Source organism: Pedococcus aerophilus, from assembly GCF_039532215.1.
In the GTDB taxonomy this organism is placed as follows: Bacteria; Actinomycetota; Actinomycetes; order Actinomycetales; family Dermatophilaceae; genus Pedococcus; species Pedococcus aerophilus.
In genome coordinates this window covers 1,905,266-1,923,603 of record NZ_BAAARN010000001.1, presented here as the reverse complement: position 1 = coordinate 1,923,603, position 18,338 = coordinate 1,905,266, and the positions used below count along the sequence as shown (strand labels likewise).

Below are 18,338 nucleotides of genomic sequence, written 5' to 3'. Positions count from 1 at the left end.
CGCGCGGCCCCACCCGTGCGCGAGCGCCCTCGCGACCCTGCCCAGCGCGCGGACGCCGCACTAGAGTGCCGAAGGTGACCGAGAACGCGAGTGTCGACCCGTCCGCGCAGTCCACCCCCGAGTCGACCGAGCAGCTCGACGCGATCCGGGCGGGCTACTCGTTCGCCGGTGGGGCGCTGCTGTTCGGTGCCGCCGTCATCGACGGGCAGGCGCATCCCGACACCCCGGTGAAGGTGCCGCTCGCGACCCTGAACCGGCATGGTCTCGTCGCCGGCGCGACCGGCACCGGCAAGACGAAGACGTTGCAGCTCATGGCCGAACAGCTCTCGGGCCAAGGGGTGCCGGTCTTCCTGGCCGACATCAAGGGTGACCTCTCCGGGATGGCCACCGCGGGCGTCGCCAACGACCGGATCACCAGCCGCTCGACGGAGGTCGGGCAGCAGTGGGTCGGCACGGCATACCCGACCGAGTTCCTCTCCCTCGGCGGACTCGGCAAAGGCATCCCGATCCGGGCCACGATCACGTCGTTCGGCCCCACGCTGCTTGCGAAGGTGTTGGGGCTCAACGACACCCAGGAGTCCAGCCTCGGCCTGGTCTTCCACTACGCCGACAAGAACGGGCTCGCGCTGCTCGACATCAAGGACCTGCGCGAGGTCGTCTCGTACCTCACCTCCGACGAGGGCAAGGCCGATCTCAAGGGTCTTGGCGGACTGTCCTCGGCGACGGCCGGCGTCATCCTGCGCGAGCTGATCGCGTTCTCCGACCAGGGGGCCGACGCGTTCTTCGGCGAACCGGAGTTCGACACCGCCGACCTGCTGCGCACCGAAGCCGACGGCAAGGGCCTGGTCACCTGCCTCGAGCTCCCTGCGGTGCAGGATCGGCCGGCGCTGTTCTCGACGTTCTTGATGTGGCTGCTCGCCGACCTGTTCCACGACCTGCCCGAGATCGGGGACGCCGACAAGCCCAAGCTCGTCTTCTTCTTCGACGAGGCGCACCTGCTGTTCAAGGATGCGAGCAAGGCGTTCCTGTCGGCGATCGAGCAGACCGTGCGGCTCATCCGGTCCAAGGGGGTCGGCGTCTTCTTCGTCACCCAGAGCCCCAAGGACGTGCCGAGCGGCGTGCTCGCCCAGCTCGGCAACCGCGTCCAGCACGCCCTGCGCGCGTACACCCCCGAGGACGCCAAGGCGCTCAAGGCCGCGGTGTCGACGTACCCCCGCAGCGGCTACGACCTCGAGGAGCTGCTGACCTCCCTCGGCACCGGTGAGGCCGTCGTCACCGTGCTGTCGGAGAAGGGCGCCCCGACTCCCGTCGCGTGGACCCTGATGATCGCGCCGCAGTCGCTGATGGCACCGTCCGAGGCCAGTGTGGTGGACGGCCTGATCGCCGCGTCGCCGCTGTCGACCAAGTACGCCGCGGTCGTCGACCGGGAGTCGGCCTACGAGAAGCTGCAGGCCCGGCTGGAGAAGGCTCCGGCCGACCCCGCCCCCACGGTGCCTGCGCCGGGTGCGCCTGCACCGGCGCCCGCACCGGCCCCGGCCGCGCCCAAGCCCGCCCGGCCGGCGAAGGAGGAGCCGGGCCTGGTCGAGCAGGTCGTGAAGTCGAGCGCGTTCCGCTCCGCGCTGCGCTCGGCCGGCACCGTCCTCGGCCGCGAGATCACCCGCTCCATCTTCGGCACCGCCAAGCGCTCCCGCCGCTGACCCCTCGGCGCCGTCCAGTCGCCATACCGGTTGCGTATGGCGACCAGTCGGCGACACACCACCGCGTCCGTGGCAGTCGCCCACGCCTCACCCGCGTGCGCGCACCGTATGGCGTGTCGCCGACTGGTCGCCCGGCTCACCCCTGTCGTAGGGCCACGGCTCGGGCGACCACCGCCCGGACCCAGTCCGGGCGCGTCATCACCTGGGTCCAGCTGAACCGCAGGACCAGCCACCCGTCGGCGGCCAACCGGCTGTACCGCGCACAGTCGCGGTCGAACACCTCCCGCTCGGAGTGGAACTCGACGCTCTCTCCCTCCACGACGATGCGCAGCGCACGGTCGGCGAGGTCCACCCGACCCACCCAGCCGTCTGCGTCGTCGATGCGCACCTGGCACCGCACCTTGAGTCCCGGGACGTCGAGGCAGATCGCGCGCAGGGCCGACTCGAACGGGTTCGCCGCTGCGCCATCGGCGCACTCGAGGACCCGGCGGACCCGGGAGCGCAGCTGCCGGTCGAGGCCGTCCACCCGGTCGAGCAGGTCGCTGCGGTCGACTCCTGTCCGCAACGCAGAGTCGGCGATGGCCAGTGCCTCGGAGAAGGGGAGGAGGACCGCGCAGTCCAGCACCGTCCGTTCACGTCCCGTCACCCAGCCGTCACTGATGTCCTCGTTGGGGATCGCCCGCCAGCGCACGTCATACGGCTCACGCTGCTCGGCTGTCAGGCGGCGTCCTCGCCGAACAGCCACCTGGGCCTGACGCGGCTCCCACTGACGGGCCCACCCCCAGTGGGCGGCGGCACTCAGCAGGATCGCGACGCCACCCAGGGCCTGTGCCGCCCGCCGGGCCTCGATGTCGGTCGGTAGCGCGTACTGACCCCACGCGACCCGGTGCACCTGACCACTGCGAACCGCCCGGTCGAGTTCGTTCCTCGTCACGTGCCTGAGCAGCACGGAACGGGCCGCCACCCCGCCCACCCGGGCGAGCGCCGCAGCCGCGGTCGCGTCCCGGCCGGTCATGGCGTCGAGTGTGCCCGCGCACCGACGCACGACCCCGCGGTTGTCCCCAGGGCGTGCCAGTCGGCGACACACCTACCCGTGCCGAAGCCGGGCCGAGCACGACCTTGCGCGCTTGGGCACGAGGTGTGTCGCCGACTGGTTCCTCACACGGAGGCACGCCGGGGTGCTTGTGCGGCGAGGTCAGCCGAGGACGGCGGCGGCGAGGAGGATCACCGGCACGGCGCCGACCGTGGTGATGAGGATGGTGTCGCGCGCCAGGGTCGTGCCGCGGTCGTAGCGGGTGGCGTGGACGAAGATGTTCTGCGCCGTCGGCAGGGCCGAGGTGACGACGATCGCGAGCAGTGCCGCGCCGTCCACCCCGAGGACCACCGCACCGACGAACCACGCCACCGCCGGCTGCACGAGCAGCTTGATCGTCGAGGTCGTCGCGAGCTCGCCCACCGACCCGGCCCGCCCGAGCCCGGGACCCAAGCGCAGCGCGATGCCGTACGCGATGAGCATGCAGGGCACCGCCATGTTGCCGATCAGGGTCAGCGGGTCGCGGACGATCGGCGGCAGCGTCCACCCGGTCAGCGACAGCCCGAGACCGGCGAGCGACCCCAGCGTCAGCGGGTTCTTGAACGGCCGCCCGACGACCTGCCAGACCGATGTCGGCCGGCCGCGCGCGTCGGCGTCGAGGAACGCCAGCGCCAGCGGCTGGAGGACGAGCAGCTGCAGCAGCAGGGTGGGCGCGACGAGGGCCGCGTCGCCGAGCACATAGCTCGCCACCGGGATCCCGAGGTTCCCCGCATTGACGTATGACGCGCAGAGGGCGCCGATGGTCCCCTCGCCGAGGCCGCGGTGCCAGACCCAGCGGGCCAGGGCGGCATACAGGGCGACGCACACGACCACGGCGGCACCGGAGGCGACGAGGTTGGCCGACAGGACGTCGTGCACGTCGGCCCGACCGAGGGTGATGACCATGAGCGCCGGGCTCGCCACGAAGAAGGCGATGCGCGACAGCACCTGCTGGGCGCCGAGGTCGACGATGCGCAGGTGGGCGAGCAGCGCACCGACGCCGATGACGACGGCGATGGTGACGAACCCGGTGAAAACTCCCTGCACCCGCTGGAGGCTAGGTGGTCGGGCGCAGCACCGGTGTCAGCGTCTCAAGGACGGTCGCGTCCTCGATGGTCCCGGGCACGACCGGCGTGCGACCGTCGGCGATCTCGCGCATCGTCTTGCGCAGGATCTTGCCCGAGCGCGTCTTCGGCAGGGCACTGACGATGTCGACCTGGCGCAGCGAGGCCACCGCGCCGACCTCGTCTCGCACCCGCTGCACGAGCTCGGCCCGGATGCGCCCGCCGTCGACGGCGGCGTCCACACCCGACCGCAGGACGACCAGCCCTCGCGGCACCTGGCCCTTGAAGTCGTCGGCCACCCCGATCACGGCGCACTCGGCGACGGCGTCGTGCCCGGCGAGGGCCGCCTCGATCGAACCCGTGGAGAGCCGGTGGCCCGCGACGTTGAGGACGTCATCGGTGCGGCCCATGACGTAGAGGTAGCCGTCCTCGTCGACCAGTCCGCCGTCGCCGGTGAGGTAGTAGCCCTCGAAGGCCGACAGGTACCCCGCGACGTAGCGCTCGTCGTCACCCCAGAGGGTCGGCAGGGTGCCCGGCGGCATCGGCAGCTTGAGGCAGATCGCCCCCTCGGTGCCCGCGGGCACCCGGTGACCCTGCTCGTCGAGGACGTGCACGGCATACCCGGGGGCGGGCACGGTCGGCGAACCCGCCTTGATGGGCATGGGTTCCAGGCCGCGCAGGTTCGACGCGATGGGCCAGCCGGTCTCGGTCTGCCACCAGTTGTCGACGACCGGCACGCCGAGGTGCTCGGTCGCCCACTCCCAGGTGTCGGGGTCGAGCCGCTCGCCGGCGAGGAAGACCGTCTCCAACGACGAGAGGTCGTGCTCGGCGATGAGCCGGCCCTCGGGGTCCTCGCGACGGATCGCGCGGTAGGCGGTGGGGGCGGTGAACATCGCCTTCACGCCGTGGTCCTCGATGATCCGCCAGAAGGCGCTGGCGTCCGGCGTCCCGACCGGTTTCCCTTCGTACAGAACAGAGGTCGCGCCGGTGAGCAGGGGCGCGTAGACGATGTACGAGTGGCCGACGACCCAGCCGACGTCGCTGGCCGTGAACCACGTGTCGCCGGGACCGATGCCGTAGACGTTCTCCATCGACCAGCGCAGGGCGACCGCGTGGCCGCCGTTGTCGCGGACGATGCCCTTGGGGCGACCGGTGGTGCCCGACGTGTAGAGGACGTAGAGCGGGTCGGTCGCGGCGACCTCGACGCAGTCGGCCGGTACGGCGTCGGCGACGAGCTCGTCCCAGTCGAGCTCCTCCCAGTCGGTGTCGCGCTCTCCGACCGCGGCCCGGGCCTGCTCGCGCTGGAGCACGATGACCGACTCCGGCTTGTGGCTGCTGCGGTCCAGGGCCGCATCGAGCATCGGCTTGTACTCGACGACCCGGGTCGGCTCGATGCCACAGCTCGCCGAGACGATGACGGTGGGCTTGGCGTCCTCGATGCGCGCGGCGAGCTCGGCCGGGGCGAACCCGCCGAACACCACCGAGTGCACCGCCCCGAGGCGGGCGCAGGCGAGCATCGCGACGACCGCCTCCGGCACCATCGGCATGTAGACGATCACGCGGTCGCCCTTCTCCACGCCGAGCGAGGCCAGCGCACCGGCGAACGTCGCGACGCGGTCGAGCAGCGCGGCATACGTGTAGGTCTCGTGGGTGCCGGTCACCGGGCTGTCGTAGTGCAGCGCCGCCTGTTCCCCGCGGCCGGCGGCGACGTGGCGGTCGAGGGCGTTGAAGCAGGTGTTGAGGGTGCCGCCGGTGAACCAGCGGTAGAACGGCGGACGGTCGTCGTCGAGGACCCGCGGCGGCGGGGTGATCCAGTCGATCGCCTCCGCGGCGCGCCCCCAGAACGCGTCCGGGTCGGCCAGGCTCTCGTCGTATGCCGCGCGGTAGGCCCCGTTGCTCGTCCCGTCTGTCATGGCCCCATGGTGCTGGGCCGGGGGAGTTCGCGCCATGGGTGACGCAGGACGGTGCGGCGGAAGCGGACCTCCTCGCGACGAGCGGTCGGTGACCGTCAGGGGGTGGGCAGGTCCAGCTGGGCGAGGACCGCGGTCGACCCCGAGCCGAGCGGGACGGTCTTCCAGCGCTCGCCCTCCTGGCGTCCGCAGAGCTGATCGCCAGCGGCGAGACCGGGGCACACGAGGTTGCGGACGAGGGCCCCGCGCACCTCGACGACGACCGGCAGGCGGCGCAGGTCGTCACCCGTCGTGATCGGGGGGAGCAGCACGAGCGCCCGTCCCGGCGTCGACGGCCGACTGACCATGACGACACCGACCAGTCGGTACCGCAGCTCGACGGCCCGAGGGGCCTTGGGCAGGAGCAGTCGTCCTCCTCGGGCCAGCGAGGCAGAGCCGGTGTCGACGGCGACACCGTCACCGGTGACGCGCAGGTCGGTGATCCGGACCGCGTCCGGGCGGGCTGCCTCCGAGACCCCCGTGACGGCCGGCAGGGTCAGCTCGAGGGCAGTGGCACCGCCGGTGAACACGACGTTCTCCACGACGTCCACGTCGCCGCTCGCCGCCGGTGTGGCTTCCACGTGGATGCCCGGCGCCGTCAGGCCGGGCACCCCGGTGCCCGGTGGTCCGACGTCCGGTCCGCTGGTGGCAGCACCCGGGGAGGACGACGCCGTCGTCGGGCCGGCGTCACGACCCCCGGACGACCGGTCGCCGAGCAGCTGCGTGCCCACGACGCCGGCGCCGGCCAGGGCCACGAGCACGACCGTCACCAGTGCACCCCGCCGCACCCCTCGGCGTGCCTCCTGCCGTCGGTCCACCGGCTCTGCCGCAGGAGGGGAGTCGTCCCAGTGGCCGAAGAAGTCCTCGGTCTCGGTGCTGGGGGCGGCGAGGACGACGGTCCGGGTGCTGCTCCGCGGGTGCAGGTCCGCGGGCTCCGCCGCCGCCGTCGGCGCGGCGGCTGCTGCGGCTCGGGCGGCGGGCGGTCGAGCCACGTGCGGAGGTGCGGGTGGCGGAGCCGGAGGAGGTGCGACCGGCTCGGCCCGGCGCGGTGACGGTCGCCCGGCCCGAGGCGCGGGCCCTGGGCTGGGGACGGACGCCTTCTCCGCAGGAGGTGCGGGTCGTGGCGGCTGCTCTGCGCGGGGCGTGGACCCGGCGGCGGGCGCAGACCAGCCCGCGACCTTCTTCCGCTTCCCTCGCGCCCGCGCCATGTCTCCAGCCGCCCTCCTCGTCGGCTTTCGAGTATCTGTCGCTGGTTGCTCACCGAACACCCCAAGAGCCGGATTTACGCCAATTGAATGAGCAGCAGCGCCCTGACCAGCGGGATCATCGCCGGTCTGGGGTGGAGGTCCTGCGCCGTCGCCCCAGCAGCAATGAGCCTGGAGGCCATCATGCGCAGAGATCGACGCCCCTTTGCCCGCCTCGTCGTCGGTGTGCTGCTCGCGCTCGGCAGCGGCGCTGCCGCCTCAGCCGCGGTGGCTGCCCCCGCTGCCGACCCGCTGGCCGCACCGGCCGCCGCCGCCACGGCGGCGGTCTACCTGATCCAGGGCGTCGACGCGACGACCATGTCGCTGTCCGTCGACGGCAAGGCTGTCGGACCGGACGCGGCGGCAGCCAAGACCGTCGTCGGCCCGTTGCGCCTGACCCCCGGTCGGCACGTGGTGTCGGCCGTCCCGGACGCAGGCGGCGACACGGTGGAGGCGGCGATCGAGGTCGCCGCGGGATCGAGCACCGACCTGGTGCTGCACCGGCAGGCGGACGCGACGAAGCCGCCGGTGTTCACCACCTACCCGAACGACCTCAGCGCGGTCACCGCCGGCAGTGGTCGTCTGACGGTGGCCCACACCGCGGCTGTCGGCCCGGCCGACATCAGGGTCAAGGGCAAGGTCTTGTTCGCCAACGTCGCCAACGGTGAGGAGCTCACCCTCACCGTGCCGGCCGGCGCCTACCCCGTCGACATCGTCCCGGCTGCCGCGAACGGCCCGGTCGTCTTCGGCCCGGCGGACGTCCCGGTGGCGAAGGCCTCCCTCACGCGCGTCTTCGCGATCGGGGTCGCCGAGACCGACTCGATGGACGCCGTGGTCCAGGTCCTGCCCGTCGCCACCCGCGGTTCGGGCGCGGACCCCGACCGCGTCGACGCCGGCACGGGCGGCCAGGCCCAGTCGCTCATCGCCGCCAGCCGGGCGGGCGCCACGCCGGTCAACGCGCCGGGTATGGCGCCGGGTCCGGACCTCGCCGCCCTCGCCGGCGTGCTCGTCCTCGGTGCTGCCGCCGCCGGGGTCGGTGCGGCGCGACGGGGACGGACCCGCGCCGCGCCGCGGTGAGGCGTGCGCGGTGCCGGCCCGGCGCCGTACTCGCGCTCGCCCTGGCCATGACCGCCGGGTGCAGCGAGGCCGGGGGAGTCCGCGGGCCGGCGGCGGGTCCGGCCGCACCGGCGACCGCGACGTCCCCGGTGACGACCACGAGCACCCCCGCGACAGCGACGCCGACGACCGCCAACCATGACGCGGTCCCGGACGCCGGCCGGGGCACGGCCGCCGCGAGCCAGCGTCGGACCTTCGTGCCCACCCGCATCCGGCTGCTCTCGCAGGGTGGTGCGGCGGTGGTGCAGCAGGTCGACACCGGGGCCGATGGTGACCTCGAGCTGCCCGAGGACCCCGGGGTGACGGGGTGGTGGGTCAGCGGCGCGCTGCCGGGGGAGGTCTACGGCAGCGTGGTCCTCGCCGGCCACATCGACTCCCGCGACCGGGGCATCGGGTTCTTCGCCACGCTGCTCGACGCCGCGCCCGGCGACCGGGTCGAGCTGAGTGGTGGGGGGCTGCGGCAGGTGTACGTCGTGCGCTCCAACCGCGAGGTCGCCAAGGGGGCGCTCTCGACGGGCACGGACATCTTCGACCGGTCGGTGCCGGGTCGCCTGGTGCTCCTGACCTGCACCGGCACCTTCGATCCCGTCACCCGGCACTACGACCACAATCTCGTGGTCACCGCGGCACCCGTCGGCGCCCCCACCGCGGGCTGAGCCGCGTCTCCGCCTCTGGTGGGGGTGCGTCTGGACGTCTGGCGTACAGCGTCTGCAGGTGGAGTCAGCCGTTCGGTCGAGGCACGATCGTCGTTCGGGGGAGGCGCACGAGCCCCCACGGACCCGGAGCGGAGGCCAGCATGGACAGCACCCGACGTCCCCTCGCCGTCGTGGCGGCAGGGGTCACCCTGACCGTCGTGAGCGGCATGGCCACCCTGTCGGCCGGCCTCGACGCCTCCGCACGGGCAGGCTCCGGACCCTTCGCCGTCGCCGACCACGACGGTATGGCGCCCGGTGGAGTGCCGGCCCTCGTCCTTCTCCTGGGCCTGCTCCTCATCGGGGTCGGTGCCGCCATGCACGACGGCCGACGTCTCCGCACGGCGGAGCGCCCCACGGTGAGCACGGCCCGCGCACCGCACGGGTCATCGGCGCCTGTGCCTGCACCGGCGGCACCACAGGTCGTCCACGTCATCACATCGTTGCCGCCCCGTGCGGCAGCCCCGCGCGCCACAGCCCCGCCCGCGACGCATGCGCGCCGTACGAGCTCCGGCGCGCGGATCGAGCTGGTCGAGCTGGTCGGGACGTCCCGCCGGAGCTGACCCTCACTCCTCGGGGGCGGTGGTGAACCTGATCCAGGCGGAGGAGTCCTTCTGCCACAGCAGGACCAGGGCCCACACGCCGAGCAGGAGCAGCACCACGGGCACGACCCGGGAGAACAGCCCGGCGGTCGGCAGCAGGCCGCCGAAGAAGACGCCGAGCGCCACGGGCAGCAGGGCGCAGGCGACCCAGCGTCCCCACTTCGACCCCTGCCGGGTGGTCCGGGCCATGGTGAACCACGTCGCGGCGGAGATGATCGCGTAGACGACCGTGATGGTCAGGCTGAGCGTGACGATGCGGTCGAGGTCGGCCGCGCCCACCTCGGCCCCCTGGGCACGGGACTCACCGACGAACGCGGCGCGCAGGTCGCCCCTGGTGAGGAACGCCCGGACGATCTCCACGAGGCTGAGCGCACCGGCGAACTGCATGACCCGCACCGCCTCGATGATCGAGCGCGGCGGCTCGAGGGGGGTGCCCGGTCGCCAGACCACCTTCTCCGGCGCGCGGCCGTCGCCCGCGCCGTCCGGGCTGAGCACGCCTCGCCAGTTGATCTGTCTCGCCATGGCTGCATCATCCCCTGCGTGCCAAGACTCGGCAAAGAACCCTTGCCCGCTTCGTCCGGGCGTGGGTAAGTTGCAGAAAGCGATCTGATTGTGTGAATCGTTTACACCTTTGGCCTTGGAGGCACCATGCCCAGCTCCCCCCTCTCCCGTCGAGCCTTCGTGGCCGGCACCGCCTGCGCAGCCCTCCTCGGCTCCGTCGTCGGACCGGCTGTCGGCGGCGCGTCCGCGGCGACCCCGCTGGGTGCGCCCCAGGCGGTCCCGGCCGGTCCCCACGGCTGGGTGACCTCCACGCTCGCCCGGATGACGTTGGAGGAGAAGGTCGGCCAGCTCTTCATCCAGAACGTCTACGGCAAGGACGCGACGACGCCCGACGCCCGCAACATCCCCCTGTACGGCGTCGCCACCCCGGCGGAGGTCGTGCAGAAGTACCACCTCGGCGGTGTCATCTACTTCGCGTGGACCGACAGCGTCCAGAACCCGCCCCAGATCACGGCCCTGTCCAACGGCGTCCAGAAGGCGGCGCTCACCCAGCAGGGCTCCAAGGTCCGCATCCCCCTCCAGGTGGCGACCGACCAGGAGCAGGGGGTCGTCACCCGCGTCGGCCCGCCGGCGACGCAGTTCCCCGGGTCGATGGCCCTCGGCGCCAGCCGCAGCGCCGACGATGCCCGCACCGCCGCCCGCATCACGGGTGAGGAGCTCAAGGCGATGGGCATCAACACGAACTTCGCCCCCGACGCCGACGTCAACGTCAACCCGCTGAACCCCGTCATCGGCACCCGCTCGTTCTCGTCCGACCCGAAGCTCGCCGCCGACATGGTGGGTGCGCAGGTCCGCGGCTACCAGCAGGACGCGGGGGTCGCGGCCTCGGCCAAGCACTTCCCGGGGCACGGCGACACCGCCACCGACAGCCACGTCGCGTTCCCGATCATCACGCACACGCGCCAGCAGTGGGAGCAGCTCGACGCCCCGCCGTTCAAGCAGGCCATCGCCGACGGCATCGACATGATCATGACCGCGCACCTGAACTTCCCGGCCCTGGACGACTCGGGCGACCCGGCCACGCTGAGCAAGCCGATCATGACGGGCCTGCTGCGCGAGGAGCTCGGGTACAAGGGCGTCATCGTCACCGACTCGCTCGCCATGCAGGGCGTCCGGGACCTCTACGGCGACCCGGAGGTCGCCGTGCGTGCCCTGTCCGCGGGCGTCGACCAGCTCCTCATGACCCCGGCCATGGACGAGGCGTATGCCGCCGTCATCGGAGCCGTCAAGAGCGGCCGGATCAGCCGGGCCGACCTGGATGCCAAGGTGCGCCGTGTGCTCGAGCTCAAGGTCGAGCGCGGCATCGTCGCCCACCCGTACGCCGACGCCTCCGCCCTCGACGACGTCGTCGGGACGGCAGAGCACCTCGCCGCCGCCGACGCCATCACCGACCGCACGACGACCCTGGTGAAGAACGACGCGAAGACGCTCCCCCTCGCCACCGCGGGGAAGAAGGTCCTCGTGACGGGCTACGGCGTCACCACCACCAAGACCCTGGCCGCCGGACTCGCCGAGCACGGCGCCACGACCACGGCCAAGGACACCGGCACCTCGCCGACCGATGCGCAGATCGCCGACGCGGTCGCTGCCGCAGCCTCGCAGGACGCTGTCGTCGTCACCACGATGAAGGCCTGGGACAAGGCCGTGACCGACCCGAAGGGTGGCCAGCAGAAGCTCGTCAAGCAGCTGCTCGCCACCGGCAAGCCCGTCATCGTCGTCGCCACCCGCGACCCGTACGACATCGCGTACCTGACCGAGGCGCCCACCTACCTCGCGACCTACTCCTACAGCCCGGTCGCCATCGAGGCGGTGGCCCGGGTCATCGCCGGCGAGGTCGCCCCGACCGGCAAGCTCCCCGTCGACATCCCGGCGGCCGGAAGCCCCTCGACCGTCCTGTACCCCTTCGGCCACGGCCTGACCTACTGATCGGACGACCGATGACCCAGCAGAGCAACCTCAGCCGCCGTCAGCTCCTCACCGCCGCCGGTGCGGGCCTCATCATCGTGCCCGCCTCCGTCGCCGGGGCCTCCTCCGCGGGGGCGTCCACCCGCGCCGCGGCACCGGCCGCTGCGCCATACCCGAGCCGCACCGTCCTGACCGGGGCCCAGCGGGCCGCCGCGGACGGCTGGTCGGCGCTGGCCGGCCAGAAGGTCGGGATCATCACCAACCCCACCGGGATCCTCACCAACCTGCGCACCATCGTCGACGAGATGCACGAGGCCGGCACCGTCGACATCGTCGGGGTCTTCGGTCCCGAGCACGGCTTCAGAGGGACTGCACAGGCCGGCGACTCCGAGGGGACGCACACCGACCCGCGGACCGGCCTGACGGTCTACGACGCCTACGGCGCGGGCGCCGCGAAGATGGAGCAGCTGTTCCGGACCGCTGGCGTGGAGACGGTCGTCTTCGACATCCAGGACGCCGGTGCGCGTTTCTACACCTACATCTGGACGATGTACACGGCAATGCGTGCCGCGGCGGCGACCGGTGCGCGCTTCGTGGTGCTCGACCGGCCGAACCCGTTGGGCGGCAAGGCTTTCGGCCCGATGATGACGACGAAGTACACCTCCGGCGTGGGCGCCAAGGAGATCGTCCAGGCTCACGGCATGACGGTCGGTGAGCTGGCGCGCTTCTTCGACGGGGAGTTCCTCACCGCCGACGCCGGCCGCCGCCTCACCGAGCTGTCCGTCATCGAGGTCTCCGGCTGGCGACGCGACATGCCGTATGCCGCGACCGGGCTTCCGTGGGTCATGCCCAGTCCCAACATGCCCACTCCCGACACGGCGCTGGTCTACCCCGGCACCGGGATGTTCGAGGGGACGAACCTCTCGGAGGGGCGCGGGACCACGCGCCCGTTCGAGCTGATCGGCGCTCCGTACGTCGACTACCGGTGGGCCGAACGCCTTGCGGCGCTCGACCTTCCCGGCGTGGGATTCCGCGAGGCCTACTTCACGCCGACGTTCAACAAGCACCTCAACACCGTCTGCGGCGGGGTGCAGGTGCACATCACGGACACCAGGACGTTCGACGCGATCCGCGTCGGGGTCGAGATGCTTGTGGCGGCCAGGGCGCTCTACAAGGACTTCGTCTGGCGCTACGACAGCTACGACCCGGCGCGTCCCTACTGGATCGACAAGCTGACGGGTTCGACCCGCCTGCGTGACCAGATCACCGCCGGCGCCGGCGCCGACGAGGTCATCGGCGCGTGGCAGGCCGAGCTGCGGGAGTTCGACGCCCGACGCAAGCAGTACCTCATCTACCGCGGACCCGCGGCCTGAACCGGACGGTGGACCCCCATGCGCCTTCGCCCCGCCCTGTCCTCGACCGTCGCCGTGTGCGCCCTGGTGGTCGGTGGTGCGCTGGTCTCCTCGCCTGCCGAGGCCGAGGACTTCAGCAAGCCCTACCGGGGGTTCGCCCCGCCCAACACCGTGCTGGCTGACGCCACCCCGGCGTCGGTGGGGCTCGACCCGGCGCCGATCGCCACCGCGGTGTCGCAGATCCGCGGTCACGAGACCGCCCCCGAGGGTGGCAGACCCATGTACGCCGGGGCGGTCGCCCTGATGGGTCACGAGGGCAAGGTCGTCGAGCGCGACGCCAGCGGCTACGCCCTCAAGTACGCCGACGCCACGACCGAGCTGCCCCGGGACCAGTGGGTGCCGATGCGCGACGACACGGTGTTCGACCTGGCCTCGGTCTCCAAGCTGTTCACCTCGCTCGCCGTGGTGCAGCTCGTCGAGGAGGGAGCGGTCTCGCTCGAGGCCCCTGTCGCGACCTACCTCCCGGAGTTCGCCGCCGGCGGCAAGGAGGCGGTCACCATCCGCCAGCTGCTGACCCACACGTCGGGGTTCACGTCGTGGCTCCCGCTGTGGAGCAAGTACCCCGACAAGGCCTCGCGGATCAAGGCCGTCATGGACCAGCCGCCGACGAACCCGCCGGGCTCGACCTACCTCTACAGCGACCTCAACCTCATCACCCTCGGAGTCGTCGTCGAGAAGCTGCGGGGCAAGCCGCTCGACCAGGTCGTCGCGGAGCGCATCACCGGACCGCTCGGCATGGGCGACACCGGCTACAACCCGACCGACCGGACGCGCACCGCCGCCACGGAGTACCAGACGGCCCCGGCGCGCGGCATGGTCTGGGGCGAGGTCCACGACGAGAACGCCTGGTCCCTCGGAGGGGTCGCGGGACACGCCGGCGTGTTCTCGACCGCCGACGACCTCGCGGTGCTCAGCCAGGCGCTGCTCAACGGCGGCACCTACCGCGGTCACCGCATCCTGTCGAAGAAGAGCGTCACCTCCCTCATCACCAACTTCAACGACGACTTCCCCGGGGACGACCACGGCCTTGGTTTCGAGCTCAACCAGCGCTGGTACATGGATGCGTTGTCGGGTCCCCGAGCCGCGGGGCACACCGGCTACACGGGCACCTCGATCGTCATCGACTTCGCCTCGAGGTCGTTCGCGATCCTCCTGACGAACCGGGTGCACCCGTCGCGCAGCTGGGGCAGCATCAACCTGGCTCGCCGTGAGTGGGCCGGAGGCCTTGCGCAGGCCATGAAGGTGCGACCGAAGCACGGCGACACCGCGTGGTTCAGCGGCGCGAAGGACGCGACGACGACCACCCTCGCCACGCGGGAGCTCACCGTCCCCGACCGTGGCGCGAGGCTCGGGTTCGACCTGTTCCTCGACACCGAGGAGACCGACCTGCTCACGCTGGAGCGGTCCACCGACGCCGGGGCGTCGTGGACGAAGGTCCCCTTCACCGTGCGCGACCGGGGCGAGACCACCGCCGTCGACGGGGTCGTCTCGGGTGCCGGCGACCGCAGGTGGGTGCAGGCCCGCGCCGACCTGCCCGGCGGTGAGCAGGTCCTGCGATGGCGCTACACGACGGACGGGGCGTACCTCGGCCGCGGCGTCTACGTCGACGACGTCAGGGTCGCCACGGGTGGTCGGGTCCTGCTCGACGGGGAGAAGACCCCGGGGGACTTCGTCACGCAGGGCTGGACCCTGGCGTCACGGTGACGCAGGGGGCGAGGCCGTACGGTAAGGCCATGCCACCCCGCGTTGCCGACGCCTCCGTGCCGACCGTGCCGACAGTGCCGCTGCTCGTGCGGCTGCGCGGGATCCGCCCCTCGCTCTCGCCGGCCGAGGACCGGGTCGCCGAGCAGGTGCTCGCCGACCCCCGGGCCGCCGCGGCGCTGACCATCAGTGAGCTCGCGGTCGCGGCGACGACGTCGGAGACGACGGTCCTGCGGTTCTGCCGTCGGCTCGGTCTGCCCGGCTACCCGCAGCTGCGCCTCGGCCTCGCCGAGGAGAGCGCCCAGCCGCGCGCCGGTGGGGCGACCGACACCGACATCAGCGCCAAGGACACCATCGACGACATCATCGCCAAGGTGGCGTTCGTCGACGCGAGCGCCGTCGAGGAGACCGCCCAGCAGCTCGACCGCCCGAGCCTGGCCGCGGCCGCCGAGGCGGTCGCCGCAGCCAAGCGGGTCGACATCTACGGCATCGGTGCCAGTGCGATCGTCGGCACCGACCTCCAGCAGAAGCTGCACCGCATCGGCGTCGTCGCCTTCGCGTGGAACGACCCCCACATCGCCCTGACGAGCGCGACCCTGCTGGGCAAGGGCGACGTCGCCATCGGCATCTCGCACTCCGGCACGACGTCGGAGACGATCGAGGCGCTCGACGCGGCCCGCAGCCGTGGAGCGACGACGATGGCGATCACGAACTTCCCGGTGTCCCTGCTGGCGGCCCGGGCCGACCTCGTCCTCACGACGGCGGCTCGCGAGACCAGCCTGCGGTCCGGCGCGACGGCGAGCCGCATCGCCGCCCTGACCGTCGTCGACTGCCTCTACATCGCCGTCGCGCAGCGCAACCTGCCGCGGGCCCGCAAGGCGGTCAAGGAGACCCGGCAGGCCGTGGCCAGCCACCACCTGCCCCAGTGACGGCAGTGGCGGCGGCAGTTATTCATTTACATCGTTGACGCGCGGAGCGTAAGAAACTAACCTCACGGTGTGACCAGCGACGTGAGCGTGAGCGCGCCCACCGAGGAGCGCCACCCCGGCACCACCGGCATCGACACCCAGCCCACCCTCGAGATCCTGCGGCTGCTCAACGATGACGACGCCAAGGTGGCTCCTGCGGTGGCCGAGGTGCTGCCCGAGCTGGCCCTGCTGGTCGACCGTGCGGTCGCCTCGGTGCGGGCCGGTGGCACCGTCCACTACTTCGGTGCGGGCACCTCGGGACGGCTGGCCGTCCTCGACGCCGCCGAGCTCCTCCCGACCTTCAACGCCCCCGACGGCCTGTTCGTCGCCCACCACGCCGGTGGCCTCGGTGCGCTGCTGCGCGCGGTGGAGAACGTCGAGGACGACGAGGAGGCCGGCGAGGCCGAGGCCTCCGTGCTGCGCGAGGGGGACATCGCGATCGGCCTCACCGCCTCGGGCCGCACCCCGTTCGTCGGGGGCGCGCTGCGCCGCGCCCGCGAGCTCGGGGCCGTCACCGCCCTGGTGACGTCGAACCCGGACGCCGGCCTCGCGCCATACGCCGACCACCTCCTCGTGGCCCGCACGGGCCCGGAGGTGCTCACCGGCTCGACCCGGCTCAAGGCGGGGACGGCCCAGAAGCTCATCCTCAACTCGTTCTCGACCGCGGTGATGATCCGCCTCGGGCGCACCTGGTCCAACCTCATGGTCGACGTGGTCGCCACCAACGCCAAGCTCCGTGGCCGGGTCCTGCGCATCCTGCAGGAGGCCAGCGGCGCCGACGAGACCGACGCCCGCCTCGCCCTCGAGGCCGCGGACGGCGAGCTGAAGACCGCGCTGCTGTCGATGCTCGCCGGCACCGACGCCGCCACGGCGCGACTGGCCATCGCCGACCACCAGGGGTCGGTGGCCAAGGCCCTTGCCGACCTCGCCCCACCTGCTTCTGCCGAACCCACCCCTTCCCCGCGAGACGGTGCCGCCGCATCCCCGGCACCGCAGTCCCTGACAGGAGACCGTTCATGACACGCCGCACCCACAGGTCCATCGCCTCCGTGGTCGCCCTCGGCGCAGCCCTCGCCCTCACGGCGTGCGCGCCCTCCAGCGGTGGGGACGACTCCGCCGGCGGTGACGGCGACACCACGCTCACCGTGTGGTCGTGGCGCGTCGAGGACAAGGCCGCGTACGACAAGATCTTCGCCGCCTACGAGAAGGCGCACCCCGGGGTGAACGTCGACTTCAAGGCGTTCAAGGCCACCGAGTACAACAAGATCCTCGCGACCGGCCTCGCCGGGTCCGCCGGGCCGGACGTCCCGCAGGTCCGCTCCTACGGCCAGCTCCAGACCACCGTCGCCTCCGACTCGCTCGTGCCGCTCGACGGCAAGGTCGACCTCGCCGGCTGGGACGAGAACGTCGTCGCCAGCGCCAAGGGCAAGGAGGACGGCAAGATCTACTCGGTGCCCCTGGCCCGCCAGACGACCGTGATGTTCTACAACCAGGACGCGTTCGACAAGGCCGGGCTCAAGGCGCCGACCACGTGGGACGAGTTCATGGCTGCCAACGAGAAGTTCGCCGCGGACGGCATGACGCCGATCGCCGTGGGCGCCAAGGACGACTGGACCCTGCCGATCGTGCACGAGGTCCTCGCCGCGCCCCGCTTCGGGGGCAAGGCGTTCCAGGAGGCCGTGAACTCCGGCGACAAGGACTTCACCGACCCCGACTGGGTGGCCTCGGTGAAGGTCGTCAAGGACCTCGAGAAGTTCATGCCCAAGAACGTCACCGGTGTCGCGATCACCGACGCCCAGACGCTCTTCTCCGCGGGCAAGGCCGCGATGCTGCCGGGTGGCTCCTACGACCTCGCGGTGCTGCAGAAGGCCGCGCCCGACATGAAGATCGGCGTCTTCCAGGTGCCGCCGCCGCCCGGGTCGCCCAGTGGTTCCGCCGCGACGACGGCCGGCTGGGCCGACGGCAACTTCGCCGTCTCCAAGAAGTCGAAGAACCAGGAGGCCGCCACCGAGCTCGTCACCTGGATGTCGACCAAGGAGTTCGGCCAGATGGTCGCCGACGAGGTCAAGCAGATCTCTGCCGTCCCCGGTGTCGAGTACAAGGACCCGCTGCTCAAGCAGATGAGCGACAACTACGTGAACGCCGGCTCGCCGTACCTGCTCCTCACCGACTTCCGTTACGGCGCACCGTCCGGCACCGACCTGCTGGGCAAGGGCATCCAGCAGCTCCTGCTCGGTGGCAAGGACGCGACGGCGGTGAGCAAGGAGCTCGACACCGGCGTCAAGACCTGGTTCAAGCCGGCCGCGTGACGACGACCTCCACCTCGCGACCGGGGCCGTCCCCTGACGGGTCCTT

At 72.1% G+C, this 18,338-nt stretch carries 15 protein-coding genes; 10 read left to right on the top strand and 5 right to left on the bottom strand.

Going from position 1 to position 18,338, the window contains the following annotated elements:
- The first annotated feature begins 74 nt into the window (after positions 1-74).
- Positions 75-1,697, top strand: coding sequence for a helicase HerA-like domain-containing protein (locus ABD286_RS09120; RefSeq protein WP_344192378.1), 1,623 nt, complete (start codon positions 75-77; stop codon positions 1,695-1,697).
- Between the two features lie 136 nt (positions 1,698-1,833).
- Here ABD286_RS09120 and ABD286_RS09115 read toward each other — a convergent pair whose 3' ends face one another.
- The 4 genes from ABD286_RS09115 to ABD286_RS09100 all read right to left on the bottom strand — a co-directional run bounded on the left by ABD286_RS09115 (position 1,834) and on the right by ABD286_RS09100 (position 6,774).
- Positions 1,834-2,712, bottom strand: a complete 879-nt coding sequence (locus tag ABD286_RS09115) for a DUF559 domain-containing protein (RefSeq protein WP_344192376.1) — start codon at positions 2,710-2,712, stop codon at positions 1,834-1,836.
- A gap of 180 nt (positions 2,713-2,892) precedes the next feature.
- A complete protein-coding gene (locus tag ABD286_RS09110; protein WP_344192373.1) occupies positions 2,893-3,816 on the bottom strand; it encodes an AEC family transporter in 924 nt (307 codons plus the stop codon).
- A gap of 10 nt (positions 3,817-3,826) precedes the next feature.
- Complete coding sequence (locus ABD286_RS09105) at positions 3,827-5,746, bottom strand: propionyl-CoA synthetase (RefSeq protein WP_344192372.1); 1,920 nt, start codon at positions 5,744-5,746, stop codon at positions 3,827-3,829.
- Positions 5,747-5,841: 95 nt separating this feature from the next.
- Complete coding sequence (locus ABD286_RS09100; RefSeq protein ID WP_344192371.1) at positions 5,842-6,774, bottom strand: hypothetical protein; 933 nt, start codon at positions 6,772-6,774, stop codon at positions 5,842-5,844.
- A gap of 303 nt (positions 6,775-7,077) precedes the next feature.
- Here ABD286_RS09100 and ABD286_RS09095 point away from each other — a divergent pair, with 303 nt between their 5' ends.
- The 3 genes from ABD286_RS09095 to ABD286_RS09085 all read left to right on the top strand — a co-directional run bounded on the left by ABD286_RS09095 (position 7,078) and on the right by ABD286_RS09085 (position 9,397).
- Positions 7,078-8,103 carry a DUF4397 domain-containing protein gene (locus ABD286_RS09095; RefSeq protein ID WP_344192369.1) on the top strand — a complete coding sequence of 342 codons (1,026 nt, stop codon included), beginning with the start codon at positions 7,078-7,080 and terminating at the stop codon, positions 8,101-8,103.
- A gap of 47 nt (positions 8,104-8,150) precedes the next feature.
- Positions 8,151-8,798 (top strand): class F sortase, encoded by a 648-nt coding sequence (locus ABD286_RS09090; protein WP_344192367.1) that lies wholly within the window; start codon positions 8,151-8,153, stop codon positions 8,796-8,798.
- Positions 8,799-8,938: 140 nt separating this feature from the next.
- Positions 8,939-9,397: a hypothetical protein gene (locus ABD286_RS09085; RefSeq protein WP_344192365.1), complete on the top strand. Its 459-nt coding sequence runs from the start codon at positions 8,939-8,941 to the stop codon at positions 9,395-9,397.
- A 3-nt stretch (positions 9,398-9,400) separates the two neighbouring features.
- Here ABD286_RS09085 and ABD286_RS09080 read toward each other — a convergent pair whose 3' ends face one another.
- Positions 9,401-9,958, bottom strand: a complete 558-nt coding sequence (locus ABD286_RS09080) for a hypothetical protein (RefSeq protein ID WP_344192363.1) — start codon at positions 9,956-9,958, stop codon at positions 9,401-9,403.
- Positions 9,959-10,084: 126 nt separating this feature from the next.
- Between ABD286_RS09080 and ABD286_RS09075 the strand changes: the two genes are divergently transcribed.
- From ABD286_RS09075 to ABD286_RS09050, 6 genes are all read left to right on the top strand, one after another.
- Positions 10,085-11,923, top strand: a complete 1,839-nt coding sequence (locus ABD286_RS09075; RefSeq protein ID WP_344192361.1) for a glycoside hydrolase family 3 protein — start codon at positions 10,085-10,087, stop codon at positions 11,921-11,923.
- Positions 11,924-11,934: 11 nt separating this feature from the next.
- Positions 11,935-13,275 carry an exo-beta-N-acetylmuramidase NamZ family protein gene (locus ABD286_RS09070; RefSeq protein ID WP_344192359.1) on the top strand — a complete coding sequence of 447 codons (1,341 nt, stop codon included), beginning with the start codon at positions 11,935-11,937 and terminating at the stop codon, positions 13,273-13,275.
- Positions 13,276-13,293: 18 nt separating this feature from the next.
- Entirely contained in the window at positions 13,294-15,018 is a 1,725-nt protein-coding gene (locus tag ABD286_RS09065) for a serine hydrolase domain-containing protein (protein ID WP_344192357.1), read from the top strand.
- 29 nt (positions 15,019-15,047) lie between these two features.
- Positions 15,048-15,944, top strand: coding sequence for a MurR/RpiR family transcriptional regulator (locus ABD286_RS09060; RefSeq protein WP_344192355.1), 897 nt, complete (start codon positions 15,048-15,050; stop codon positions 15,942-15,944).
- A gap of 69 nt (positions 15,945-16,013) precedes the next feature.
- A complete protein-coding gene (locus ABD286_RS09055) occupies positions 16,014-17,003 on the top strand; it encodes an N-acetylmuramic acid 6-phosphate etherase (protein WP_344192353.1) in 990 nt (329 codons plus the stop codon).
- Entirely contained in the window at positions 17,000-18,292 is a 1,293-nt protein-coding gene (locus ABD286_RS09050; protein ID WP_344192351.1) for an extracellular solute-binding protein, read from the top strand. Before ABD286_RS09055 ends, ABD286_RS09050 begins: the two co-directional genes overlap by 4 nt.
- Positions 18,293-18,338 lie beyond the last annotated feature (46 nt).

Excerpts from the sequence above, each read along its gene's own strand:
- ABD286_RS09075 (WP_344192361.1), top strand. The coding sequence starts at position 10,085 with ATGCCCAGCTCCCCCCTCTCCCGTCGAGCCTTCGTGGCCGGCACCGCC.
- ABD286_RS09095 (WP_344192369.1), top strand. The coding sequence starts at position 7,078 with ATGAGCAGCAGCGCCCTGACCAGCGGGATCATCGCCGGTCTGGGGTGG.
- ABD286_RS09085 (WP_344192365.1), top strand. The coding sequence starts at position 8,939 with ATGGACAGCACCCGACGTCCCCTCGCCGTCGTGGCGGCAGGGGTCACC.
- ABD286_RS09105 (WP_344192372.1), bottom strand. The coding sequence starts at position 5,746 with ATGACAGACGGGACGAGCAACGGGGCCTACCGCGCGGCATACGACGAG.
- ABD286_RS09050 (WP_344192351.1), top strand. The coding sequence starts at position 17,000 with ATGACACGCCGCACCCACAGGTCCATCGCCTCCGTGGTCGCCCTCGGC.
- ABD286_RS09065 (WP_344192357.1), top strand. The coding sequence starts at position 13,294 with ATGCGCCTTCGCCCCGCCCTGTCCTCGACCGTCGCCGTGTGCGCCCTG.
- ABD286_RS09115 (WP_344192376.1), bottom strand. The coding sequence starts at position 2,712 with ATGACCGGCCGGGACGCGACCGCGGCTGCGGCGCTCGCCCGGGTGGGC.
- ABD286_RS09080 (WP_344192363.1), bottom strand. The coding sequence starts at position 9,958 with ATGGCGAGACAGATCAACTGGCGAGGCGTGCTCAGCCCGGACGGCGCG.
- ABD286_RS09070 (WP_344192359.1), top strand. The coding sequence starts at position 11,935 with ATGACCCAGCAGAGCAACCTCAGCCGCCGTCAGCTCCTCACCGCCGCC.
- ABD286_RS09090 (WP_344192367.1), top strand. The coding sequence starts at position 8,151 with ATGACCGCCGGGTGCAGCGAGGCCGGGGGAGTCCGCGGGCCGGCGGCG.
- ABD286_RS09060 (WP_344192355.1), top strand. The coding sequence starts at position 15,048 with ATGCCACCCCGCGTTGCCGACGCCTCCGTGCCGACCGTGCCGACAGTG.